Source organism: Plantactinospora sp. BC1, assembly GCF_003030345.1.
GTDB lineage: Bacteria > Actinomycetota > Actinomycetes > Mycobacteriales > Micromonosporaceae > Plantactinospora.
Genome location: NZ_CP028158.1, coordinates 2,641,404 through 2,664,557, shown reverse-complemented (window position 1 = coordinate 2,664,557; position 23,154 = coordinate 2,641,404). Strand labels below are relative to the sequence as shown.

The window sequence follows — 23,154 nt, the reverse complement described above, 5'->3', positions numbered from 1 at the left end:
AACAGGTCAGGATAGTGGGCATCGATCCCGGCTGAAGACCCACGAACGACCCACAACTAAGAGCCGCGAGGCCACTCGCCCCTTACGAGGCTCATGAATATCGCCTGCTCAAGACCGTTGTTGATCAAATGAGTACGTGGCGCCCCGACGCACCCGTCAAGCCGCTCTCGCACTGTCGAAAAGCCGACACCGATCAGTCACGCAAGCAGTGGCTTCGGTGGCGGAGCCACCGTCAGGGCTTCCGCAGCCAGGTCTTCGGATCGGTCACGAAGACACCCTTGCCCTGGTGCCGCCGGATTGCCTCGATCGCCTCCAGGCGGACGAAGACAAGTTGAATTGTCGACGAGCTGACCTTGTATTGCTGACACAGTTCAGCGATCGACGGCAGCTTGTCACCTGGCTTGTACTTCCCAGATCTGACGTCGGCGACGATCTCATCCGAGATCCGGATGTAGTCCGGGGTCGCTGGCATGGCACTCCTCGCGTGGCACCTCCAATCTGATCACGAGCCGATGGATTTTTACAAGAGGAAGCCAACTGTCTTGCCTTTCATGGCTTCAATGCTTAAGTTGGTCCGCGGGTACTCCTCGCGTGGCAGCTAGGAGCGCTCACCCCCAGGTCGGGGCGGGTTACGACAGGAAAGGAACCACCCGTCCCGGCCCCCTCGCAGGCGGCCCTGTGGCCGTACCGCCGCTGGTCGAGGCTGCGGTCCGCAGGGCGGGTGGTCCGGCGCGCGACTCCCGATCGGCGAGCCGGGCCACCCATCCCAACCTCGGAAAGGTGCTCCGCATGCGCAGACTGTTCCGATCCCTCTTCCCGGCGGCGGCCCCACCGCCGCCGACCACCCCGGCCGGGCCACCGAACGCCGGCAGCCACTATGCCCGGGTCGCGTACCCGCCGTTGACCGCCGGTCAGATCCGCTTCCAGCGGTTTTCCGGCGTGCGTCGGGGGCTCGATCCGGAGGAGGTGCGGGCCTTCCTCTACCGGGTCGCGGACGAGTTCGCCGAGGTCCGGGCCGAGCTTGCCCGGACCCGCACCGAGAACAGCCGGATCAAGAACGCCCTGCGGGACTGGCAGGCCCGTTACCGGCGGGCGAACCGGGCGTGAGCCGGGAGACCACCGCCGCCGCCGACGGGCCGGCGACCACCAGACCTCGCCAGCGGTACGTCGTCCATCTCACCGTCACCAGCGCGGACCTGCCGGCGGCGGAGCTGCTGGCCCGTACCCTCGCCCGGTCGCTGCGTTTCCTGCCCGACCTGGTCCTCGGCGAGACGACCGTTGCCCCGGCCGGCGATCCGACGCTGCGGCACCCGGTCTTCTGCGACCGGCCGCTCGACGGCGGCGGGCGGTGCCCGCTGCGGGCCGGCCACATCGACGACTGTCAGCGGATCGACCCCGACGATTGCTGAACGTGTCCCCGGCGCGGACCGTCACCTGCGGGGGGACGCACCACCGGCCGCGTCGGCTCAGTCGCCGGAGTGGCGGGGGCGCAGGCCGTTGAGGGCGGTGGCGACGACCCGGTCGGCGTAGTCGGGGGTGAGGGGTCCGCTGCGTTGCAGCCAGCGGTTGAGCAGCGGCCCCCAGATCAGCTCCACGGCCACGTCGAGGTCGAGGTCCTCGGCGAGTTGTCCGACCTGCTGGGCGCTGCGCAGCCGCTGCCGCTTGGCTTCCTTCAACGGCCCGTCCAGCCGTTCGGCGTAGGCGGCGGCCAGCTCGGGGTCGTGTGCGATCTCGGTGGCCAGGGCGCGCATCGGTTGCTCGTAGCGCGGATCGTTCAGCTCGTCGACCGTGGCGCGCAGCACCGCTGTCAGGTCGGCCTCCAGGTCGCCGGTGTCCGGCAGGGTGGGCGGCTCGCCCTCGTTGCCCTCACTGAGTACGAGGAAGGCGTCGAAGAGAACCGCACCCTTGGACGGCCACCAGCGGTAGATGGTCTGTTTGCCGACGCCGGCACGGGCGGCGATCCCCTCGATGCTGAATTTGGCGTAGCCGACCTCCTGCATCAGCTCGAACGCGGCGGTGAGGATGGCGCGCCGGGACGCCTCTCTGCGGCGGGCCGTGTTGGGCGTCATGGGATCACCATACCAACGACGAGACGAACCGTCTCGTCTCTTGACGAGCACCGCCGGGTGGCCTACCGTCGTCAGCAGAACGAGACGGACCGTCTCGTCTTGAAAGTGAAACGAATGGAGCCCCGTTCATGCGCACCTCACCCACTGCCGCACCGCGTACCTGGTTCATCACCGGCGCCAGCCGAGGTCTCGGCCGCGCCTTCACCGTCGCCGCCCTCGACCGCGGTGACCGGGTGGTCGCGGCGGCCCGGAGCATCGCCCGGGACAACTTCGCCCAGCGGCACGGTGACCGCCTGCTGGCCCTGCCGCTCGACGTGACCGACCGGGCGGCGGTCATCGCCGCCGTCGCCACCGCGGTCGAGCACTTCGGCCAGCTCGACATCGTCGTCAACAACGCCGGCACCATGTCGATGGGCATGCTCGAAGAGTTCACCGAGGCCGAGGCCCGGGCCCAGTTCGAGGTCAACCTCTTCGGCGCACTCTGGGTCAGCCAGGCCGTACTGCCGCACCTGCGTGCCCGACGGGCCGGCCACATCGTGCAGATCTCCAGCATCGCCGCGCTCGGTGGCTTCCCGAGCACCGGGATGTACAGCGCGAGCAAGTTCGCGCTGGAAGGCATGAGCGAGGCCCTGGCGATGGAGGCGGCGGCCTTCGACGTCAAGGTCAGCATCGTGCAGCCGGGCGGGTACTGGACCGACCTGTACACCAGCATGACCGCCACCACCCCGATGGCGGAGTATGCGCCGCTCCGCGCCGAACTGGAGCGGCAGTGGGCGGAGGGCTCGATCGACAGCGACCCCAGGCTGGCCGCCGAGGCGCTGCTGAAGCTGGTCGACAGCGACGACCCGCCGCTGCGGCTGCTGCTCGGCAGCATGGTCTACGACCTGGCGTTCGACATCTCCCGCCGGAGAATGCAGACCTGGGCCGGCTGGGAGCGGGTCAGCCGGGCCGCCGAGCAGGCCGTCGCCGCGACCGAAGTTCCGCAATGACGGCTACGGCCGGAGCGGCTGGCTGGGCGGCTTCGCCCGACCCTGGACGCGACGAACCTCCCGGCGAGGATCGCCGGGAGGCGTCGTGGACGGTACGGAGCGGGAGCTACCTCGCGGTGGCCAGGGCGGGAGCCTCGCTGTGCAGGTCCTTCAGGACCGAGTCCGGCACCGGCTTGTCGAGCATCTCGCAGACGGACGCGTCGGTCGCGGCCATCGCCACCCGGTAGTAGTGGTCCCAGCGGGGGTTCGACTCGGCGTCGAAGGGCTCCGCGGTGGCGACGCTGACCACGGTACGCCGGCCGTCGACCGTCGACAGCGCGACGCTGTGGTGTCCGAGGGTGTCACCGCCGTGGCCCCACACCGTGCCGCAGGTCGTGTCGAGTCGGATCAGCCCGAGACCGTAGCCACCCTGCATACCGAAGCCCGCCGGCATCTCGACCGTCGTCGTCATCTGCTTGAGCTGCGCCTTGGAGAAGAGCTTGCCCTGGAGTACGGCGGAGAAGAACCGGGCGAGGTCGTCGGTGTTCGAGATGACGGCCCCGGCCGCACCGCCCCAGCCGCCGATCGGCCAGCCGGTCGTGTCCACGTAGACCGGCTCCGGGCCGGCGAGCTTGACCCCGTAACCGTGGGCGTAGCCCGGCCCGGTCCGCACCGCCCGGGGGTTGGCGTAGTAGGTGTGCCGCAGGCCGAGCGGTCCGGCGATGCGCTGCTGCACCAGCACGGGCAGGCTCTTGCCGGTCAGCTTCTCCAGGATCATCCCGAGCAGCGTGTAGTTGGTGTTGGAGTAGGACCAGTCCTTGCCCGGCGGGAAGTTCGGCTGGTGCTTGAACGCCACGGCGAGCAGTTCCCGATCGGTCCACACCCGCTGCGGGTCGCTCTCCAGTCCGGCCATGAAGTCACGGTCAGCGGTGTAGCTGTACAACCCGCTGCTGTGGTTGAGCAGCATCCGTACGGTGATGTTTCCGCCGTTCGGCACGACGCCCGGCAGATACCGCGAGACCGGTGCGTCGAGCTTGAGCTGTCCCCGGTCCACCAGTTGCAGGATGAGTACCGCGGCGAAGGTCTTGGTGTTGCTGCCGGCCTCGAACTGGTCGCGTGCGGCCATGGGTCGCTTGGTGGCGATGTCCGCGAGCCCGGCGGCCGTACGGCTGACCCGGTGGTCCTTGCCGATCCGGGACGCGAATCCGGGCGGGCCGACCCCGATCATCCGGCGGGCGACGTCCTCCATCACGTCGTTCTTGCCGGGCTTGCCGGGCTTGCCGAAGTCGGGCTTGGCGAAGCCGGGCTTGCCGAAGGTCGCCGCCGCCGGGCGCTCGTCGGCCGCCACCGCAACGGCGGTGCCGGCACCGGTCGCGGTCAGCGCGGCGGCGGCGGTCACCACGACCGCCGTCATTCTGACCAGTCGGGATTTCCTGCCGGTGCTGTTCTGCGTCGTCGTCATGCGTCGATCCTGTCGAGCTTCCCCGGCAGAATCATTGCCGCTGACTAATCAACCCGCGTCCAGGCTGGGATACCGGCAGGGTGGTGCCAGCCCTACCCCCGTCGCGCGAAACGACGTGACGCGCCAGCTCAACCCTCAGCGCGGCCCGGGGCCGACCACTCCTGCGCCTGGCACCGCCCACTCCTGTGCCCGGGACCGACCGACCGTGCGGGCGGGCGGGCGCACAAGCGGGGCAGCTCGACAGTGTGCGTAGCAGGGTATGGGCCTCCGCAGCCACCTCCTCGGATCGGTCACGAAGGCACCCTTGCCGCACCCCGGTCGACGATTCCGAGCGCCTCAGGACGCACGTCCACCAGATTGATCGTGGCGGCGGTTCTGGCCGGTGCCGGTCGAGCCCGGCGCGGTGCGGGCCGGCGAATCCGCCAGCCGCTCCAGCCGGGTCCAACCGGTCCAGCCACGCTCACGCATCAGCTCCAGCAGCCGCCGCGCCCTGGGGTCCGCCTCGACGGCGAGTGCGTGCAGCAGGTCGAACGGCAGGCTGTCGCCCATCACCTCGCCGAGATCGGCCTGACCGGAGGCGTACGCCTGCTCGAACAGGCCGGCCATGATGTCGGCGACCTCCTCAAGACGCGACTCGGCGCCCGCCTCGGACGGGTCGCCGTCGACGATCTCCGACAGGACCCGGTAGAGCTGGACCTGTCGCGGGTCGTCGAGCTGCGCGAACTTTCCGGGCATGAACTCGCGGATCTGATCGGGCCAGCGGGCCCCGACCAGGATCCACCCGTCCCGCTCACCCTGCACGATCCGCTCCGACACCCCCATCTCCCGCAGCCGATCGAGATAGGCGGTCACCTCCGGCGGGAGTACCAGATCGTCCCCGACGGCAAGCTGCGCGATCTGCTTGCGGCTGGTCTCCAGCCGTTCGATCTCGTCGCGCAGGTGGTCGTCGATCTCCTGGACCGCCTCGGCGAAGGTCGACGCGTCGGCGTCGAGCATCTGACCGATCTGGGACAGCGGCACTCCGGCGTTGGCGAGGGTACGGATCTTGATGAGCGAGACCACCGCCGTCGCGCCGTACCGGCGGTAGCCCGAGGCGTCCCGCTCCGGCTCGGGCAGCAGCCCGACCTGGTGATAGTGCCGCACCGTCCGCACCGTGACGCCCGCGTACGCCGCCAGTTGACCGATCGTCAGCATGCCCTGATCCTGCCCCCAACCGCCCCGACCCCGTCGACGCCGGGTCAGGAAATCCTGCGCCGGTAGGAGATGTTGGCGAAGAGGTAGGCGACCAGGAGGATGCCGACGCACCAGGCGAGAGCGGTCCAGACCTCGCTGCCGACCGGTTGCCGGGTGAGCAGGTCGCGGATCGTGTTGACGATGGAGGTCACCGGCTGGTGTTCGGCGAAGGCGCGCACCGGGCCGGGCATGGTGTCGGTGGGCACGAACGCCGAGCTGATGAAGGGCAGAAAGATCAACGGGTACGAGAACGCGCTCGCGCCGTCGATGGACTTCGCGGTGAGGCCGGGGATGACGGCGAGCCAGGTCAGCGCCAGGGTGAGCAGGACGAGGATGCCGGCGACCGCGAGCCAGGCCAGCACCCCGGCACCCGAGCGGAAGCCCATCAGGAGAGCGACGCCCACGACGATCACGAGCGAGATCAGGTTGGCCAGCAGCGAGGTCAGGACGTGCGCCCAGAGTACGCCCGAGCGGGCGATCGGCATGGACTGGAAGCGCTCGAAGATTCCGCCCTGCATGTCGGTGAAGAGCCGGAACGCCGTGTAGGAGATGCCGGACGCGATGGTGATGAGCAGGATGCCCGGCAGCATGTAGTTCACGTACGAGACCGAACCGGTGTCGATCGCGCCGCCGAAGACGTAGACGAAGAGCAGCATCATCGCGACCGGTGTGATCGCGGTCGTGATGATGGTGTCCAGGCTGCGGGTGACGTGGCGCATCGTCCGTCCGGTGAGGACGGCGGTGTCGGCGAGGAAATGCGTGGCCATTGTCGTTCCTTACTTCCTGCTCGACCCGGTTTTGAAATCCTGGCTTCCCCTGCCCGCCTCGCCGGCATCGCCGACGACCGCGAAGAAGACGTCTTCGAGGGAGGGCTGCTTCTCGACGTACTCGACCTTGGCGGGGGGCAGTAGCTGTTTCAGCTCGGCCAGGGTGCCGTCGACGATGATCCGACCCTGGTGCAGGATCGCGATCCGGTCGGCGAGCTGCTCGGCCTCCTCCAGGTACTGGGTGGTGAGCAGCACCGTGGTGCCGCCGCTGGCGAGTTCCTTGACGGCCTGCCACACCTCGATCCGCGCCTCCGGATCCAGCCCGGTCGTCGGCTCGTCCAGGAAGATGACCGGCGGATTCCCGATGAGGCTCATCGCGATGTCCAGCCGGCGGCGCATCCCACCGGAGTACGTCGCCACCCGCCGGCCGCCCGCCTCGGTCAGCGAGAAGCGCCGCAGCAGCTCATCCGCGATCGCGCCCGGGTCTTTCAGGTGCCGCAGCCTGGCGACCAGGACGAGGTTCTCCCGACCGGTGAGGATCTGGTCGACCGCCGTGAACTGGCCGGTCAGACTGATGGACTCGCGCACGTCGGCGGCCTGGGTCGCGACATCGAACCCGTTGACCCGGGCGGTGCCCGCGTCGGCCCGAAGCAGCGTGGAGAGGATCCTCACCAGGGTCGTCTTGCCGGCCCCGTTCGAGCCGAGCAGGGCGAAGATGCTGCCCCGGGCCACGTCGAGATCCACGCCGCGCAGCACCCGCAGCTCCTTGTACGACTTCTCCAGGCCCTGCACGTGGATCGCGGGCCCCTGGGGCCGATTGGTTGTTGCCGGTAATTCCATGACAGGCAGCATGGCGGGTTGACGTAGCGTCAGGGTCAAGTCCTTTCGCCACCGGATCACCGAGCTGGTCGGGCAGATCACTGAGCTAGTCGGGCAGATCACTGAGCTGGTCCGGCAGGCCGCGCCAGGAGAGCCGGGGTTCGGCGCCCAGCGTCGACTGGTAGTCGACCGCCGTCGTCTCCCGGCCCCACTGCGGCATCCCGGCCGGCAGGTCCTGCGGGTCGAGGACCACCTCGACCACGGTCGGCCGATCCGGTACGCCGCCCAGCTCGGCCAGTACCCGGGCCAACTCGCCCTCGGTGCTGACCAGGTGCGAGTCGACTGCCACCCGCCGGGTGAAGACGGCCGGCAGGTCGGCGTACCGCCAGTTGTCGATGTCGTTGTAGGGCTGGTGCCGCCCGTCGACGGCCCGTTCCACGGTGTAGCCGGCGTTGTTCAGCACCAGGATGACCGGTCGCTGACCGGTGGCGATCATCCGGCTGATCTCCTGCGCGGTCAGTTGCAGCGAACCGTCGCCGGTGATCAGCACCACCCGCCGCTGCGGTGCCGCCGTCGCCGCGCCGAACGCGGCGGGTACGGCGTACCCGATCGCTCCCCACAGCGGTGCCTGTACGCAGACCGCGCCCCTCGGCAGCCGGATCGAGGCGACCCCGAACGACGGGGTGCCGGTCTCCGGTACCACGATGTCGCCCTCGGCGAGCATCGCCGAGACCGCTGGCCAGAGCCGAGCCTGGGTGATCGGCGCGTTGCTGGCCGGATCGAGCCGGGCCGCCGGTGGCCGGCCCGGATCGGGCGCGGTCGCCCAGTCGACCGCGCGGACCGGGCCGAGGGTGTGCAGCCGGGCCAGCGCGGCGGCCGGGGCGACCGGTTCGAAGAGTCGCCCGCCCACCGAACTCGCCCGCCGGCCGATCGAGATGATCCTGTCCGGGTCGAGGTCGGCGGTGAAGAGCCCGTCCCAGTCGAAGAACTTGGTACCGACGCAGACCAGCACGTCGGCCTCCTCGACGATCCGCCGCACCGGTTCGGCGCTGTCCCCGCCGTTGTAGACGCCGACGTAGTTCGGGCCGGTCTCGTCGAGCAGCCCCCGGCCGAGCCCCTGGGTCGCGGCCGGCCAGTGCCGGTCGGCGAGCAGCGCGGCGATCTCGGCACCGAGGCCGTACCGGAGGGCCAGGTTGCCGACCAGCAGCGCCGGGCAGGTGGCGCCGTTGAGCAGTCGCTGCGCGGCCGCGTCGAACGCGTCGAGCTGCTCGCGGGCGACCTCCGGGGCCGGCCGGTCGAACCGCCGGGGCGGCTTCGGGACCGGCTGCCGGGCGACGTCGCCGGGCAGCCGGAGGTAGACCGGACGTTGCTGGGTCCAGCACTCCCGCAGCACCCGGTCGATCTCGACGGTGGCGTTGCCGGCGGTCAGGGTGGCCTGGGCGACCGTCACCTCCCGGGCGACCCGCACCCACCGGTCGAAGTCACCGTCGCCGATGGAGTGGTGCATGGCGGCCCGACGGTCCATGATCTCCGTCGTCGGGCCGCCGACGATCGAGACGATCGGCACCGACTCGGCCATCGCGCCGGCCAGGCCGTTGACCACCGACAGCTCGCCGGGGCCGAAGGTGGTGACGATGGCGGAGATTCCGGCGAGCCGGGCGTACCCGTCGGCGGCGTACGCCGCGTTGACCTCGTTGCAGCTGCCGATCCACTCGATGTCCGGAAACGCCTCGACCTGGTCGAGGAACTCCATGTTGTAGTCGCCGGGCAGCCCGAAGATGTGCCGTACGCCGAGGTCGTGCAGCCGACAGAGCAGGTACTCGCCCACCGTGGTGGTCTCGACGGTGGTCTCGGCCGAGTTCTGCGGCATGACGTCCCCCATCGACCGTTTCAGCCCGTTTTCCGCCACCCGTGCGGGTTCCCGTTCCCGCCCGTCGCACACGTCCGGCACACCGCTCCGGTACGGGCTCGTCCAGGTCGCCACCGGCCGCCCGGATCGCACCGGCCGCCGGGCCGCCACGGCCCGGGCGCCGGCTCGGTCAGGGTTCCCGGCTACGGCGGACCGCGCGCTCGACGGTGGCCTTCAGCGCCCGCCGGGGTACCGGGCCGAGGTCGTCGACGACGTCGATCAGCAGGGCGAGCTGTTCGAGGGCGGCGAACGCCTGCCCGGCCCCCGCCCGGTCCACTCCCTCGTAGAGTTCGAGGCCGACGAAGGCCCCGGAGATGGCCCGGGCCAGCCCGCCGACGTCGGCGATCTCCGCGAAGGGGGAGTTCACCAGCAGCCGGCGGAGCACCGATTCGATCTCGTCCACCCAGAGCCGCAGGGCGGCGGCGACCGACTCGGCGAGCCGCCGGTCGGTCTGGGCGCCGGCGAGGAGTTGGGCGAGCACCGAGACGTGGCCAAGTTCCTTCTCCTGCTCGTGCAGCGCCCGGCCGACGTCGAGCAGTTCGCGCAGCGTGCGTACCTCGGCGAACCGGGCCGAGTAGGTCGCGACCCGGTCGGCGGTGTTGGCCGTGCAGGCCGCCGCCAGCAGTTCGTCCACGCTGCCGAAGTGGTAGAAGACCAACGCCTGGTTCACCCCGGCGGCGCTGGCGATGGTCCGGGCGGAAATCCCGGCGATGCCGTGCGTACCGATGGCGGCGAGGGTCCCGTGGAGGAGTCGCTGCTTGGTGTCGGACATTCCTCTCCTCGCGGCCGGGTCAGGTGTGGCGGTGCGATCATCGCATCGGTCACCAGCTGCGCCAGCCAGGCCACTCCCGGCAATCGCAGCAACCAGCCCAGATAGGCCCAGCCCAGGGTGACGTGCTCCAGTGCGCGGGCAACGGCGGCCACCCCCCGTTCCTGGTGTCCGTCGCCGTCGGCATAACGGGCACGGCGCAGCGGGCGGTCGTGCTCCGCCGCCGGTCGGAGGAGGAGTCGGCGAGGGTCACGCCGATCCAGGAAGGTGCCGACGACTCCGCACGGTCCGCAGTCGCCGTCGAGCCAGAGCAGCGCGGTCGGCCCGTCCGACGGGTACGGCCGCCACCGGGGCCACCAGTCGCGGACCTGGGCCCGGTACCGGCGCCAGGCCGGACCGTACCGGTCGTCGAGGTCGCGCCGCTCGTGCGGACCGGCCACGCCGACGCCGAAGGCCACGCCGGCCAGCGCCGCGACGGCGAGCCAGCCACTGCCGGTCGCCATCGAGAGCAGCAGGAGCAGCCCGACGGTACTGACCTGCATCGGGTTGCCGACGTAGCCGTATGGACCGGTGGTGACCAGCCGGCGTGGCGGGTCCCACGGGTACGGGGTGCCACCGCCCCGGACCGCGAACTCGCGTACCGCCGCCAGTGCCGGTACGGCCAGCAGCACGCCGAGCTGGGCCAGTACGAAGAGCGAGGTGGTCGGCAGCCGGCCGAGCCGATCCCACGAGCCGTCGCCGAACTCGAACACCACGGTCGGCAGCAGCCACAGCACCAGCGCGGTGAAGACGCCCAGTTGCAGGAGTACCCGGGCGGGCAGCCGGCGCCGGTCGGCGCTCCAGCGGCCGAGCAACTGGGCGGGCAGCGCCACGCAGAGCAGGCCGACGGCCTCGCCGACCAGCCAGGAGGGCCCGAGGTGGACCAGCGGACGCAGTTGCGGCATCGCCACCACGTCGAGCCAGCAGAGCAGGCCGAGCGCCACCGGCAGCGGCAGCAGGCCGCGCAGCAGCACCGGGATCGGCCCCCAGAGCAGGGCCCAGCCGAGCCAGAGGTCGACCGGCATGCCCCGGAACGTGCCGTCGACCGGGGCGAAGGCGTACCACCCGGTGGGGCGGGCCAGTTCGGTCAGGGCCGCGATCCCGACGGCCGCCGCGACGAAGGCGAGCAGCGCGGCGAACCGGGCCTCGCGGCCGCGCTCCAGCCGGGCCGCGCCGAGGGTCAGTGCCACGGGTAGCAGCAGGCAGAGGTAGCGGACCGTCGTCAGGCTCATCCCGCCACCGCCGGTGCCGGAGTCGACGGCGTCGCCGCTGTCACCGCTGCCGGTGTCGTCATCGCAGGTCGAGCATGTCGAGCAGGTGGCCGGTGCCCTCGTGCACCAGTGCGTCCTGGAGGGGCCCGAAGTACCAGGAGGGATCGAGACCCCGCCGGTACGCGACGGTGACCCGTACCTCGGTGTGTCCGGCGTCGACCGCACGCCAGTGCAGGTCGGCCCGCTGCCAGGTCAACCACCGGGCGGTGATCGAGGTGTCCTCGACGAAGCGGAAGCCGATCCGGTCCGGCGCCACCGAGTCGACCTCGGCCACGAGTTGACCGCCGGGGCCGTGTGCGGTGCCGTGGTAGCCGAACGCCCACCGGCCGCCGAGGCCCAGCCCGCTTCCGTGGACATGCTGCGGCACGGGCACGCCGAGCATCCACAGTGGAATGGATCGGACCGGGCTGGGGCGTGGGCCGGCGGTCAGCCGGCCGGCGAGTTCATCGGCCGGGACCGGGACCGTCCGGACCACCTCGACCGACTGGTCCGGCGCGATCCGCAACCCGTCGGCGCTGCCCTCGACCCCGCCGAGCAGCAGCAGCGGCAGCACCAGCGCCGCGTAGGCGCGCGAGGACGACTCGCGGAGCCAGCGGATCAGGGCGGTGCTGCCGTGCACGACCGCGTACACCAACGGGGCGGCGAGCACCACACAGATGGCGCCCTCGTGTAGGGCCACCGAGGCCAGCAGCAGCACGATGGTGGTGACCACGAAGACCCGGCCGTGGGTGGTCTTCGGCGGCATCAGCGCCAGCGCCGCGGCGAGCAGCACCGGCAGTCCGACGAAGAGCATGGCGCTGTCGGCCCGCCCGGTCCGCACGGTGAGCACGAAGGCGATCGCGCCGCCTCCGGCGATCAGTCCGGCCAGGATCCAGTTCGCGCCGCTCCGTCGACCTGGCGGTCGCTCCGGCTCGTCCATCTCGACACCCCCATCGCAGCTTTGAGCGATCGCTCAAAAGTGAGGGTAGCCGAGTTTGAGCGATCGCTCAATCAGCGTCGGGTCCCCTCGGCTGCGTCAGCGCCTTGCCCGGGTAACCGCGCGGACAACGACGGAGTCCCGCCGATCAGGTGCGATCGGCGGGACTCCGTCGTGGAATCGGCGGCGGATCAGGCGACCGTGACGGCCACCTCGTTGACACCCCGGCCGGCGGTGACCGAGAGGTCGCCGTTGCCGTGCCGGGAGAGCGCCCGCAGCGTCCAGGTGCCCGGTGCGGCGAAGAACCGGAACTGCCCGGCCGGCGAGGTGACCACCTCGGCGGTGAACTCACCGGTGGAGTCGAGCAGCCGGACGTACGCCCCGGGGACCGCCTCGCCGCTCTCGGCGCTGACGATCCCGGTGATGACGGTTTCCTTCTCCAGGTCCAGGCCCGCCGGCAGCGGAGCCGCCTGGTCGGGTGCCGCACAACCGGCGGCGATCGGAGCGGTCATGGTGCTCACGCCTCCCCCGGCTCGTCGCCGAGCGCCACCGGCACGCCGACCAGCGAGCCGTACTCGGTCCAGGATCCGTCGTAGTTCTTCACGTTCTGGTGCCCGAGCAGCTCCTTGAGCACGAACCAGGTGTGCGAGGAACGCTCGCCGATCCGGCAGTAGGCGATGGTGTCCTTGCTGCCGTCGAGCCCCGCCTCGCCGTAGATCCGGCGCAGCTCGTCGTCGGACTTGAAGGTGCCGTCCTCGTTGGCCGCCTTCGACCACGGCACGCTGAGCGCGGTCGGGATGTGCCCACCCCGCTGCGCCTGCTCCTGCGGCAGGTGCGCCGGGGCGAGCAGCCGGCCGGCGTACTCGTCGGGGGAGCGGACGTCGACCAGGTTCTTGACGCCGATCGCGGCGACCGTCTCGTCGCGGAAGGCCCGGATCGACAGGTCCGGCTCCTGCGCGGTGTATTGCGTCGCCGGGCGGGAGACCGGGTCGGTGACGAGCGGGCGGGCGTCCAGCTCCCACTTCTTGCGGCCGCCGTCGAGCAGCTTCACGTCGCGGTGGCCGTAGAGCTTGAAGTACCAGTACGCGTAGGCGGCGAACCAGTTGTTGTTGCCGCCGTAGAGCACCACGGTGTCGTCGTTGGAGATGCCGCGCTCGGAGAGCAGCGCCTCGAACTGCTCCTTGTTGACGAAGTCCCGGCGTACCGGGTCCTGGAGGTCGGTCTTCCAGTCCAGCTTGATCGCACCGGCGATGTGCCCACCGTCGTACGCGGTGGTGTCCTCGTCGACCTCGACGAAGACCACGCCGGGAGCGTCGAGGTTCTTCTCGGCCCAGTCGGCCGAGACGAGTGCGGTGTCGCGACTCATCAGATCACTCCTTGGTGAGGATTGTGTGTGAGCCTGCGCGTGGAGGTCGACCGATGTTGTTGTCGCATGTCACGCGCGGGACCCATTGATAGGACGGATCACGGGTACGTGCGACGGCGCCGCTGCCGGGCGTGAGGGAAGGACTCAGAGGGTACGCAGAACAGCCCCGCCGTCAGATGACGGGGCGACACAGGCAGGTGGCCACGCGGCACAGGTCGACCGCGCGCCGTTTGGTGAGGAGCGTCCCCATGACCACGGAGCCTATCAGCGCTACCGACCCGTCACCCAGGACCAACCACGATCCGGGATCGACACCGGGCCGGGTCCGACCGCTCTGATCAGCTGACCTCGCTCAGCGCGACATCGCGGGCGCTGGCGGTGACGGCCAGTCCGTTCGGCAGTGGCCGTACCTCGTGCAGTTGCAGCGCGAACGGCAGCGGCGGCAGCGGCACCCGGACCGAGAGCTGCCGGGCGAAGTTGCTGACGAAGGTCTTGATCAACGGGTTGTTCGGCAGGTCGGCCGAGGTGAGCTGGTCGAAGCCGATCACGATCTCGTCGCCCTCGACGGTCAGGTTCGCGATGCCCTGCACCGTCAGCTCCTGGTTGATGATCGGCACCTGGACCGGTGCGGTCACGCCGAGCTTGCCGTCCTGCTCCCGCAGTTGCACTCCCGGCCGGTCGATCAGCGCCACCACGCTGTCGTAGGTCACCGTGCCGGTGCCCCGGACCGTCTTGGCGGTGACCTCGCCCTGGCCGGAGCGGAGCGTGTCGAGGGAGGCGGTCACGTCCCGCGCGTCGACGGTCACCTCCGGCACCTTCACCGTCGCGTTGCTGCCCTCCACCGGACCCTGTACGTCCCGGAGCAGCACCTTGACGGAGTCGTACCGGCCGTTCAGCACCTGGGTGAGGAACGGGAAGCCGCCGACCGTCACCTCGGGCGCCGAGGACTGCACGTTCTTCCGGGATATCTCCTTGTCGATCTGGTCCGCGACGACCCGCTCGGCGACTCCGGCGGCGACCCGGTCGGCCACCACCAGCAGCGCGGCCAGCACCAGAAGCAGGATCACCAGGATGACGAGCGCCCGACGCCCCCTGCGCCGACGGGGCCGTTCGTCGTACGTCCCGCCGTCTGCCGGATAGCTGTCCGCCACGCCGTCCCCCTGATCCGGTGCCGTCGCACCCGCCTACCACCGTCGTCGGGACCACTATCTACCCGACCGGACACATCTCCAACCGTCGAGGTACACCGCCGTACCGGGTGTCGGGAAGCGCCTTCTCCCCCGCCCGGTTCGGCCGTGTTCAGAGGAAGAAGACGCTCATCGCGTACGCGGCCGGTGCGGCCAGCGCGAAGCCGCCGAGCGGGCCCTGCATGTGCCGGGCGACCCACATCGTCGGCGGTTCCCCGGCCATCAGCCGGCCCGCCTCGGCGTAGCCGACCCCGAGGTCGGCCAGCACCGCCGCGGCGGCGGCGACCAGTCCGACCAGGGCACCACTGGTCGGGGTGAACGCGACCAGGTAGCTGCCGAGGATGCCGGCGGCGAGGGTGCCGAGCATCGCCCCGATCACCACGCCGGCGGCACCGCGCGGCACCTGCGGGGCCAGGCGCGGCCAGGGCAGCACCGCGTCGGTCACCCGGGCGACGGCCAGCGCCACCGCCGCGGCGGTCAGGCAGACGAGGATCGCCTGGGTACCCTTCGGGATCCGGCTGAGCACGATCAGCGTGCCGAAGGCGACCACGCCGACCACGATGAAGAGGGTGGCGCCGAGCGACTCGGTCACCCGGGCCCGGTCGGCCCGGCGGACGAGCTGCCCGAGCACCCCGACGAGGAAGCCGCCCGCGGCCACGTACCCGAGGGGGGCGAGCGCGGCGATCTGCGGCAGCACGGCGGCCGCGTCGGCGGCGGCCGCGACCGCGACCGCGACGCCGCCGACCAGCAGCAGGGCGGGCGGGCGCATCGCCATGGTCCAGGCGAGGACGAAGAGCAGCTGCACCCCGAAGACGACCACGGCGAACGGCAGCCGGGCGCCCGGACCGGCCGTCTGGGCCCCGAAGATCAGGCCGACGCCGAGCAGTCCGGCGAAGCCGGCGATCGCCACCGACAGCAGCCGGCGGATCGGTACCGGCGGCAGCTCCTCCTCGGCGTCGAGGTCCTCGGGGTCCGCCTCGCCGCCCGGCGGTCGGGCGGCGTCGGCCGGGCGCGGGCCGTCGAAGGAGGTGCGGGGGTCCGGGCCGGCGGGGCGGCCGCGCGGGTCCGGGGCGCGGTGCGGGCCGGCCGGGCCGGGGCGGTTCTCCGGCCAGGAGTCGCGGCCGGTCTCCGGTGGCGTCGAGGGGTACACGCCCCGATCGTGCCAGACCGACCGCCCGACGCGCCGGGCCCGGCTTCCCCGAACCGGTGGCACGATCGGAAACCTGCCTGTAATGACCGATCACACAACCGATGAACCGAACGTGTGAGAGCGTCCGGCGGAAGTTCCGATAAGGTTGAGCCTTACCTACCCGTCAGTGACGCCGGGACGACCCCAGTCTCCAGCGGTCCCGGATCCCCCGCCCGAGTGCCGCTGGCCACCGCGCGGCGCCCTGCGTGCCGCCGGGACGGAGGTGATGTGTGGAGATCCTGCTGCTGGTGACCGCGCGCGCAGGCGAACCATCCGTTGTGCTGCCGGCTCTCGACCTGCTCCCCCACTCGGTGCGTACCGCTCCGCGCGATGTCCGCACCCTCGTCTCCGGGCCCAGCCCGGACGCCGTGCTCGTCGACGCCCGCTCCGAGCTGAGCGAGGCCCGGGCCACCTGCCGGATGCTGCACGCCACCGGGCTCGGCGTGCCGCTGGTCGCGGTGGTGACCGAGGCCGGGCTGATCGCCCTGAACGCGGACTGGGGCGTCGACGACGTGATCCTGGCCAGCGCCGGTCCGGCTGAGGTGGAGGCCCGGCTGCGGCTGGCGGTCGGCCGGCTCAGCAACGCGACCGCGGCGGCCGGCGGGCTGATCCGGGCCGGCGAGCTGACCATCGACCCCGACACCTACGCCGCCAAGCTCAAGGGCCGGCCGCTCGACCTGACCTACAAGGAGTTCGAGCTGCTCAAGTTCCTCGCCCAGCACCCGGGTCGGGTCTTCACCCGCGACCAGCTGCTCCGCGAGGTCTGGGGCTACGACTACTTCGGCGGTACCCGCACGGTCGACGTGCACGTACGCCGGCTGCGGGCCAAGCTCGGCTCGGAGTACGAGTCGATGATCGGCACCGTCCGGCAGGTGGGCTACAAGTTCGTCACCCCGCCGTCCCGCCCGCTGCCCGAGTCGGAGAGCGTGCCGCTGCCCGTCTGAGCCGATCCCACCGACGCACAGTTCCAGCAGGAAGGCCATCCGGTACGGCCGGGTGGCCTTCCGGCGTACCGGCCTGGGACAGTTCGCAGCAGATGCGAGAAAGCATGATGATTCGGGCAATACGTACGTAGCCTTGACCGGGAGCGTCCGGAGGAGGCAGAGGTGACACCAGCGGTTTTCACGGTGGGTTTCAGGACGGTACGGGCCGATGCCCCCGGGGTGCACCGCTGATGCCGACGATGTCCCGTACCCGGATGCTCACGATCGCGACGCTGGTCGCCGTCACCGTGCTCGGCGGCGCGTACGCGCTCGGCCACACCCTCGGCCGGCCCGGCGGGCCACTGGCGGCCCGGCCGGAGAGCCGCGCCCAGCACCAGGCCGACGGGGCGACCGACCAGCACTCCGCGGACCGGGCCGGCGGACCCGCCGAGGGACGGGCCGACCCGGGGCAGACCGGCGGGCCGACCAACCGGCCGGCGGACCCGGCGCTGCCGGCACCGTCCGCCACCGTCCCGCCCAGCGGCGCTGCGCAACCCGCCGATCCGGACCGAACCCGGGCGCACGAGCCGCCGAGGCTGCCAGCCGAGCAGGACGGGCCGCACGGCGCCCGGATCAGCACCGGCGCCAGCTACGTGGCGCTGACCTTCGACGACGGCCCCGATCCCCGGTACACCCCGCAGATCCTGGCGGCGCTGGCCGACTACCACGTCAAGGCGACCTTCTGCCTGGTCGGCGAGAACGCCCAGGCACATCCGGAACTGGTCCGGGCGATCGTGGCGGAGGGACACACCCTCTGCAACCACTCCTGGCGGCACGACATCGGATTGGGCAGCCGGCCCAGCGCCAGCATCCGGGCCGACCTGGTCCGCACCAACGAGGCGATCCGGGCCGCCGTACCCGACGCGCGGATCGACTATTTCCGGCAGCCCGGCGGGGCCTGGACCGCCTCAGTGGTCGCGGTGGCCCGGCAGTTGGAGATGACCTCCCTGCACTGGGCGGTGGACCCGCAGGACTGGACCCGCCCCGGCGCCGGGGCCATCGCGGCGCGGGTGAGTGCCGGCGTCCGCCCCGGGGCGATCGTGCTGCTGCACGACGCGGGCGGCAACCGGCAGGGCACCCTGGTCGCGCTCCGCTGGCTGCTGCCCGACCTCGCCCGGAGGTACGCCCTGGCGGCGCTGCCGAGCGGCCCACCGTCGGCCGGTACGCCGTCCGCCGGCACGCCCTCGCCCGGTGAGCCGCCGCAGGGTCGGGCGGGTGGCGCGACGCCCCCGGCCGGACGACCCGCGGCCGGTACCCCGTCGGCCGGGCAGCCGGTGCGGTCCTGATCGTCCGGCCGGCGGCCGCACCGGGGCGGGAGGCTACGGTGACAAGATGACCATGGAGCAGGCGGCGGACCCCCGGGTGACCCGGCTCGACCGGCTCGCGCCGGACGATGTCGCGGCGATACTGGCACTGGCCGGCGTCGCGGGGGCCGCCGACGGTGCCGACCCGCTCTCCGAACACGTGACGCTGCGGCTCCGGCAGGCCGCCGGGGAAGGCACCGCCACCCACCTCGTCGTCCGGGAACCCGCCGGGGCGGTGGTCGGGTACGCGAACCTGGAGGCGCCGGACGGGGCGGCCGAGGTCGCCGCCGAACTCGTCGTACACCCGATGTGGCGTCGCCGGGGACTCGGCCGGGCGCTGGTCTCGACGGCGCTGGCGGGCGTACCCGAAACCGGCGCGCTGCTGGTCTGGGCGCACAGCGACCATCCGTCGGCCGCCGCGCTCGCCCTCGACCTGGGGCTGCACCGTTCCCGGGTGCTCTGGCAACTGCGCCGTTCGCTGCGGGACCCGCTGCCCGAGCCCCAACTGCCGGACGGGGTCTCGCTGCGCGCGTTCCGGCCCGGCAGCGACGACGAGGCGTGGCTGGAGGTCAACCGGCGGGCCTTCGCCAGCCACCCCGAGCAGGGCCGCTGGGACCTGGCCGAGCTGCGGCTGCGGCTCGCCGAGCCGTGGTTCGACCCGGCCGGCTTCCTGCTCGCCGTCGAGGAGTCGTCGGGACGGCTGCTCGGCTTCCACTGGACGAAGGTGCACGGCCGGACGGAGGCACACGGCCAGGCTGAGGCGCACGGCCAGGCGGAGGCGCACGGCCAGGCGGAGGCGCACGGGCAGGCTGAGGCGCACGGCCGGGCTGAGGCGCACGGCGCGACGGCGCGGGGCGACCAGCCGGCGGGCGGCGCGCCGATCGGCGAGGTCTACGTGCTCGGCGTCGACCCGGACAGTCACGGGCTCGGGCTGGGCCGGGCGCTCACCCTGGCCGGCCTGCACCACCTGCGCGACCGGGGGCTGACCCGGGTGATGCTCTACGTCGACGAGTCCAACACCGGGGCGATGGCCCTCTACACCCGGCTCGGCTTCGCGAACTGGCTGCGGCACGTGCGGTACCGCTCGACGCCCACCTCGGCGCAGACCCCGGCCTGACCGTCGCCGCCCTCGTCGAGGCGCTGGCGGCGGGCGCGCCGGCCCTGCCCGTCCGGAGTGGACGCGACGGTGTCCCGGGCGGCGGGCGGCGGCGACCACACGGGGGATCGCCAGCGTCCGGCCGGCTGACCGGCCCGGGCCGTACGGAGCATCCGGCACCGTCCGTCCGGTTGGCCCGGGCGGGTTGCGAACCGTACTAATAGCCCTAGATGTCGCACCGGTCCCACGGTTCACGGAACGGACATCTTGCCCTCAGGAGTCGGCCACCCAGCCGGCTCCCCCTGTTCACCCTGCGTTCACTCGCGACCGGCGAACCGGCTACCTGGCGCTCCTAACTTCCCTACTAGCCGACCACCAGTCGGCTCCCGGGGCAGCGCCCCGGGGCTTGCTTTCATACAAGGTGAAGGGAACCTTTCAGGTGAAGCTCCAGCGGCACGGCACCATTGCCTGCCTCGCTCTGGCCACGGCACTGGCAGTCAGCGCGTGCGGCTCGGACAATAACGAGCCCACCGAGGCATCGGCCTCCGGCTCCGCCGCGGCGGCCGACTGCGCCACGGGCACGATCAACGCCCAGGGTTCGTCGGCGCAGAAGAACGCGGTCGACGAGTGGCGCAAGGCGTACCAGCAGAAGTGCAGCGGCTCGACCATCAACTACGAGCCGAGCGGTTCCGGCGCGGGCATCCAGGCCTTCATCGCCGGTACCGCCGACTTCGCCGGCTCGGACTCGGCGCTCAAGGAGGACGAGCAGCCGAAGGCGGACGCCAAGTGCCCGGACGGCAAGGCGATCCACCTGCCGATGGTGATCGGCCCGGTCGCGGTCGTCTACAACGTCAACGGCCTGGACAACCTCCAGCTCAAGCCGGCCACCCTCGCCAAGATCTTCGCGGGCAAGGTCACCAAGTGGGACGACGCCGCGATCAAGGCCGACAACCCGGGTGCCACCCTGCCGTCGACCACGATCCAGACGGTGCACCGCTCGGACGAGTCGGGTACCACCGACAACTTCACCGACTTCCTGGCCAAGACCGCCGAGGCGGACTGGACCTTCGGCAAGGGCAAGGCGTGGAAGGCGCCGGGCGGCACCGGTGCGGCCAAGTCGGACGGCGTGGCCAGCGCGGTCAAGCAGGCCGACGGCAGCATCAGCTACGTCGAGATGTCGTACGCCGAGAACGGCGGCCTGAAGATGGCCAAGATCGGCAACGGGGCCGGCGAGTACGCCGAGCTGACCGCCGAGTCGGCCGGTAAGACCATCGCCGGTGCCGAGGTGGTCGGCCAGGGCGACGACCTCAAGATGAAGATCGACTTCAACACCAAGGAGTCCGGGGCGTACCCGATCGTCCTGGTGACCTACGAGATCGTCTGCTCCAAGGGCCTCGCCGCCGACAAGCTGGCGCTGGTCAAGGGCTTCCTCGGCTACGCCGCCAGCACCGAGGGGCAGGCCGACCTGACCGAGCTGGGCTACGCCCCGCTGCCGGAGTCGGTCCGCAGCAAGGTCGAGGCGTCGGTCAAGGCTCTCGCCTGATCCACCGATAGATCATCCTCATAACTTCGTCAACGGAGCGAGCGAGCAGATGGGCGACACCCCAGACCGCTCGGCCAACGCCGGCACCGGCGGACCCGCTGTGACCATCGGTCACCCCGGGTCCGCCGGTGCCGCGCTGTCGGTCGACGTACCAGTGACACCCGCGGGCCGCGCTCCGGACGGAGCCGGCTGGCGCGGCGGCGACGGCGGCGGCACCGGCCTGGGTGGCGGCGGTGCGCTGCCCCGGCGGCGGGCCTTCGGCGCCGAGCGCCTCTTCCAGGGCTTCACCATGGCCGCCGGGACGATGGTGCTGGTCATCATCGTGGCGATCGCGATCTTCCTGATCGCCAAGGCCGTACCGGCGCTGAACGCCAACACCGTCAACTTCCTCACCTTCGAGGGCTGGTTCCCCAACGAGGCGGAGCCGAGGTTCGGCATCGGCGCGCTGGCCTTCGGCACCGTACTCACCTCGGTGCTGGCGCTGCTGCTCGCCGTACCGGTAGCGCTCGGCATCGCGCTCTACCTGTCGCACTACGCGCCCCGCCGGATCGGCACCGCGCTGGGCTTCCTGGTCGACCTGCTGGCGGCGGTGCCGAGCGTCGTCTTCGGGCTTTGGGGGCGGGACTTCTTCTACAGCCCGGTCCAGGAGTTCTCGGTCTGGCTGAACAGGTACTTCGGCTGGATCCCGATCTTCGGCGGCGAGGGTCCGTTCGGCCGGTCGATCCTGCTCGGCTCGCTGGTACTGGCCATCATGGTGCTGCCGATCATCACCTCGCTCTCCCGCGAGGTGTTCCGGCAGACCCCGACCGCCAACGAGGAGGCCGCGCTCGCGCTCGGCGCCACCAAGTGGGAGATGATCCGCACGGCGGTGCTGCCGTACGGGCGCCCCGGCGTCATCGGCGCCACCATGCTCGGCCTGGGCCGGGCGCTCGGCGAGACCATCGCGCTGGCGATGACCCTCGGCATCGTCTCCAGCATCTCGTTCAACATCATCGAAAACGGCGGTAACACCGTCGCCGCCAACATCGCCAACGCGTTCGGCGAGGCCAACGACGTCGGCCGGGGCGCACTGATCGCCTCCGGTCTGGTGCTCTTCTCGATCACGCTGATCGTCAACATCACCGCGCGGGCCATCATCTACCGGCGCCGGGAGTTCACGGAGTCCGCCGCATGACGACGACACTGACGCCGGCACCTCCCTCGGCCGCGCCGGGGCAGAGCCCGCAACTGCGTACCCGGAAACTGCCGCTGGCGGCGAGCCTCGGCATCGCGGTCGCCGCCGTGCTCCTCTCGGCCGCGCTGGTCTACGGCGCCGGGATCGGCGGCGCCGCCCTGGTCGTCGCGCTCGCGGTCGTCTTCTACCTGATCGGTCTCTTCGCCGCCAGCAACGCGGTGGAGGGGCGGCGGCAGGCGCGCAACCGCACCTGGAGCGCGCTGATCCACTCCGCCTTCGTGCTCGCCCTGCTGCCGCTGGCCTCGGTCACCTGGACGCTGGTCAGCAAGGGCGTCGAGCGGCTGGACGGCAACTTCTTCGGCACCTCGATGAACAACATCGGGGCCCGGGATCCAAACGGCGGCGCGTACCACGCCATCATCGGCACGCTGGAGCAGGTCGGCATCGCCACCCTGATCACCGTGCCGCTCGGCATCGCCTGCGCCGTCTACATCGTCGAGTACGGCCGGGGTCGGTTCGCCTTCACCATCCGGTTCTTCGTGGACGTGATGACCGGCATTCCGTCGATCGTCGCCGGCCTCTTCGTACTCGCCTTCTGGATCCTGATCGTCTCGCCGTACTTCAACGACGGGCGGCCGGGCTACTCGGGCTTCGCCGCCTCGCTGGCGTTGAGCGTGCTGATGCTGCCCACCATCGTGCGCTCCACCGAGGAGATGCTCCGGCTGGTACCGGCACCGCTGCGCGAGGGCGCGTACGCGCTCGGGATCCCGAAGTGGAAGACGATCCTGCGGATCGTGCTCCCCACCGCGCTGCCCGGAATCGTCACCGGCGTGATGCTGGCCGTCGCCCGGGCGGCCGGCGAGACCGCACCGGTACTGCTGGTCGCCGGTGGCGGCGCGGCGATCAACTTCAACCCGTTCGAGAACAACCAGTCGTCGCTGGCGCTCTTCGTCTACCAGCAGGCCGGGGACGCCTCCCGGTACGCGCCGGCCCGCGCCTGGGCCGCCGCACTCACCCTCGTCGCCCTCGTGCTGATCCTGACGATCGCGGCGAAACTGCTGGCCCGCCGCAACCGGTTCAGCCGCTGACC

24 protein-coding genes are annotated in these 23,154 nt (G+C 71.4%); 9 read left to right on the top strand and 15 right to left on the bottom strand.

Going from position 1 to position 23,154, the window contains the following annotated elements; translation table 11 throughout:
* Positions 1-232 precede the first annotated feature (232 nt).
* On the bottom strand, positions 233-472 hold the full coding sequence (locus tag C6361_RS11275; RefSeq protein WP_107267701.1) for a winged helix-turn-helix domain-containing protein: 240 nt from the start codon (positions 470-472) through the stop codon (positions 233-235).
* Between the two features lie 317 nt (positions 473-789).
* On the opposite strand from C6361_RS11275, the gene C6361_RS11270 reads away from it, so the two are divergent.
* Both C6361_RS11270 and C6361_RS11265 read left to right on the top strand, forming a co-directional pair.
* The gene (locus C6361_RS11270; RefSeq protein WP_107270891.1) at positions 790-1,107 is read left to right on the top strand and encodes a DivIVA domain-containing protein; all 318 of its coding nucleotides are present in this window, start codon (positions 790-792) and stop codon (positions 1,105-1,107) included.
* Complete coding sequence (locus C6361_RS11265; protein WP_107267700.1) at positions 1,104-1,409, top strand: hypothetical protein; 306 nt, start codon at positions 1,104-1,106, stop codon at positions 1,407-1,409. The genes C6361_RS11270 and C6361_RS11265 overlap by 4 nt, the downstream gene beginning before the upstream one ends.
* A gap of 57 nt (positions 1,410-1,466) precedes the next feature.
* Here C6361_RS11265 and C6361_RS11260 read toward each other — a convergent pair whose 3' ends face one another.
* On the bottom strand, positions 1,467-2,069 hold the full coding sequence (locus C6361_RS11260) for a TetR/AcrR family transcriptional regulator (RefSeq protein WP_107267699.1): 603 nt from the start codon (positions 2,067-2,069) through the stop codon (positions 1,467-1,469).
* A gap of 128 nt (positions 2,070-2,197) precedes the next feature.
* Here C6361_RS11260 and C6361_RS11255 point away from each other — a divergent pair, with 128 nt between their 5' ends.
* Positions 2,198-3,058 (top strand): SDR family oxidoreductase, encoded by an 861-nt coding sequence (locus C6361_RS11255; RefSeq protein WP_107257563.1) that lies wholly within the window; start codon positions 2,198-2,200, stop codon positions 3,056-3,058.
* 106 nt (positions 3,059-3,164) lie between these two features.
* Here the strand turns inward: C6361_RS11255 and C6361_RS11250 are convergent, their stop codons facing one another.
* The 13 genes from C6361_RS11250 to C6361_RS11195 all read right to left on the bottom strand — a co-directional run bounded on the left by C6361_RS11250 (position 3,165) and on the right by C6361_RS11195 (position 15,925).
* The gene (locus C6361_RS11250; protein WP_107267698.1) at positions 3,165-4,499 is read right to left on the bottom strand and encodes a serine hydrolase; all 1,335 of its coding nucleotides are present in this window, start codon (positions 4,497-4,499) and stop codon (positions 3,165-3,167) included.
* 336 nt (positions 4,500-4,835) lie between these two features.
* The gene (locus C6361_RS11245) at positions 4,836-5,693 is read right to left on the bottom strand and encodes a MerR family transcriptional regulator (RefSeq protein WP_107267697.1); all 858 of its coding nucleotides are present in this window, start codon (positions 5,691-5,693) and stop codon (positions 4,836-4,838) included.
* A 44-nt stretch (positions 5,694-5,737) separates the two neighbouring features.
* On the bottom strand, positions 5,738-6,499 hold the full coding sequence (locus C6361_RS11240) for an ABC transporter permease (protein ID WP_107257559.1): 762 nt from the start codon (positions 6,497-6,499) through the stop codon (positions 5,738-5,740).
* 9 nt (positions 6,500-6,508) lie between these two features.
* A complete protein-coding gene (locus tag C6361_RS11235; protein ID WP_234359446.1) occupies positions 6,509-7,339 on the bottom strand; it encodes an ABC transporter ATP-binding protein in 831 nt (276 codons plus the stop codon).
* 85 nt (positions 7,340-7,424) lie between these two features.
* Positions 7,425-9,188: an alpha-keto acid decarboxylase family protein gene (locus tag C6361_RS11230; protein ID WP_107270890.1), complete on the bottom strand. Its 1,764-nt coding sequence runs from the start codon at positions 9,186-9,188 to the stop codon at positions 7,425-7,427.
* Between the two features lie 169 nt (positions 9,189-9,357).
* The gene (locus tag C6361_RS11225) at positions 9,358-9,999 is read right to left on the bottom strand and encodes a TetR/AcrR family transcriptional regulator (RefSeq protein ID WP_107267695.1); all 642 of its coding nucleotides are present in this window, start codon (positions 9,997-9,999) and stop codon (positions 9,358-9,360) included.
* A complete protein-coding gene (locus C6361_RS11220; protein ID WP_107270889.1) occupies positions 9,894-11,261 on the bottom strand; it encodes a methyltransferase in 1,368 nt (455 codons plus the stop codon). Before C6361_RS11220 ends, C6361_RS11225 begins: the two co-directional genes overlap by 106 nt.
* A gap of 64 nt (positions 11,262-11,325) precedes the next feature.
* Positions 11,326-12,225, bottom strand: a complete 900-nt coding sequence (locus C6361_RS11215; RefSeq protein WP_107267694.1) for a hypothetical protein — start codon at positions 12,223-12,225, stop codon at positions 11,326-11,328.
* Positions 12,226-12,413: 188 nt separating this feature from the next.
* Positions 12,414-12,734 carry a DUF1416 domain-containing protein gene (locus tag C6361_RS11210; RefSeq protein ID WP_107263764.1) on the bottom strand — a complete coding sequence of 107 codons (321 nt, stop codon included), beginning with the start codon at positions 12,732-12,734 and terminating at the stop codon, positions 12,414-12,416.
* 5 nt (positions 12,735-12,739) lie between these two features.
* Positions 12,740-13,588, bottom strand: a complete 849-nt coding sequence (locus tag C6361_RS11205) for a sulfurtransferase (protein ID WP_107257557.1) — start codon at positions 13,586-13,588, stop codon at positions 12,740-12,742.
* Between the two features lie 172 nt (positions 13,589-13,760).
* Positions 13,761-13,838, bottom strand: a complete 78-nt coding sequence (locus C6361_RS39185; RefSeq protein ID WP_311202345.1) for an Ms5788A family Cys-rich leader peptide — start codon at positions 13,836-13,838, stop codon at positions 13,761-13,763.
* An 88-nt stretch (positions 13,839-13,926) separates the two neighbouring features.
* Positions 13,927-14,739, bottom strand: a complete 813-nt coding sequence (locus tag C6361_RS11200) for a DUF2993 domain-containing protein (RefSeq protein WP_107267693.1) — start codon at positions 14,737-14,739, stop codon at positions 13,927-13,929.
* Between the two features lie 148 nt (positions 14,740-14,887).
* A complete protein-coding gene (locus C6361_RS11195) occupies positions 14,888-15,925 on the bottom strand; it encodes a hypothetical protein (protein WP_107267692.1) in 1,038 nt (345 codons plus the stop codon).
* Between the two features lie 269 nt (positions 15,926-16,194).
* Here C6361_RS11195 and C6361_RS11190 point away from each other — a divergent pair, with 269 nt between their 5' ends.
* From C6361_RS11190 to pstA, 6 genes are all read left to right on the top strand, one after another.
* Positions 16,195-16,908, top strand: a complete 714-nt coding sequence (locus C6361_RS11190; protein WP_107257554.1) for a response regulator transcription factor — start codon at positions 16,195-16,197, stop codon at positions 16,906-16,908.
* A gap of 230 nt (positions 16,909-17,138) precedes the next feature.
* The gene (locus C6361_RS11185; protein WP_234359445.1) at positions 17,139-18,233 is read left to right on the top strand and encodes a polysaccharide deacetylase family protein; all 1,095 of its coding nucleotides are present in this window, start codon (positions 17,139-17,141) and stop codon (positions 18,231-18,233) included.
* Positions 18,234-18,279: 46 nt separating this feature from the next.
* Positions 18,280-19,368, top strand: coding sequence for a mycothiol synthase (gene mshD / locus C6361_RS11180; RefSeq protein ID WP_159079291.1), 1,089 nt, complete (start codon positions 18,280-18,282; stop codon positions 19,366-19,368).
* Between the two features lie 418 nt (positions 19,369-19,786).
* Entirely contained in the window at positions 19,787-20,890 is a 1,104-nt protein-coding gene (gene pstS / locus C6361_RS11175; RefSeq protein ID WP_107270887.1) for a phosphate ABC transporter substrate-binding protein PstS, read from the top strand.
* A gap of 49 nt (positions 20,891-20,939) precedes the next feature.
* Positions 20,940-22,064 (top strand): phosphate ABC transporter permease subunit PstC, encoded by a 1,125-nt coding sequence (gene pstC, locus C6361_RS11170; RefSeq protein ID WP_107267690.1) that lies wholly within the window; start codon positions 20,940-20,942, stop codon positions 22,062-22,064.
* Positions 22,061-23,152, top strand: coding sequence for a phosphate ABC transporter permease PstA (gene pstA / locus C6361_RS11165; RefSeq protein ID WP_107267689.1), 1,092 nt, complete (start codon positions 22,061-22,063; stop codon positions 23,150-23,152). The genes pstC and pstA overlap by 4 nt, the downstream gene beginning before the upstream one ends.
* Positions 23,153-23,154: the final 2 nt, after the last annotated feature.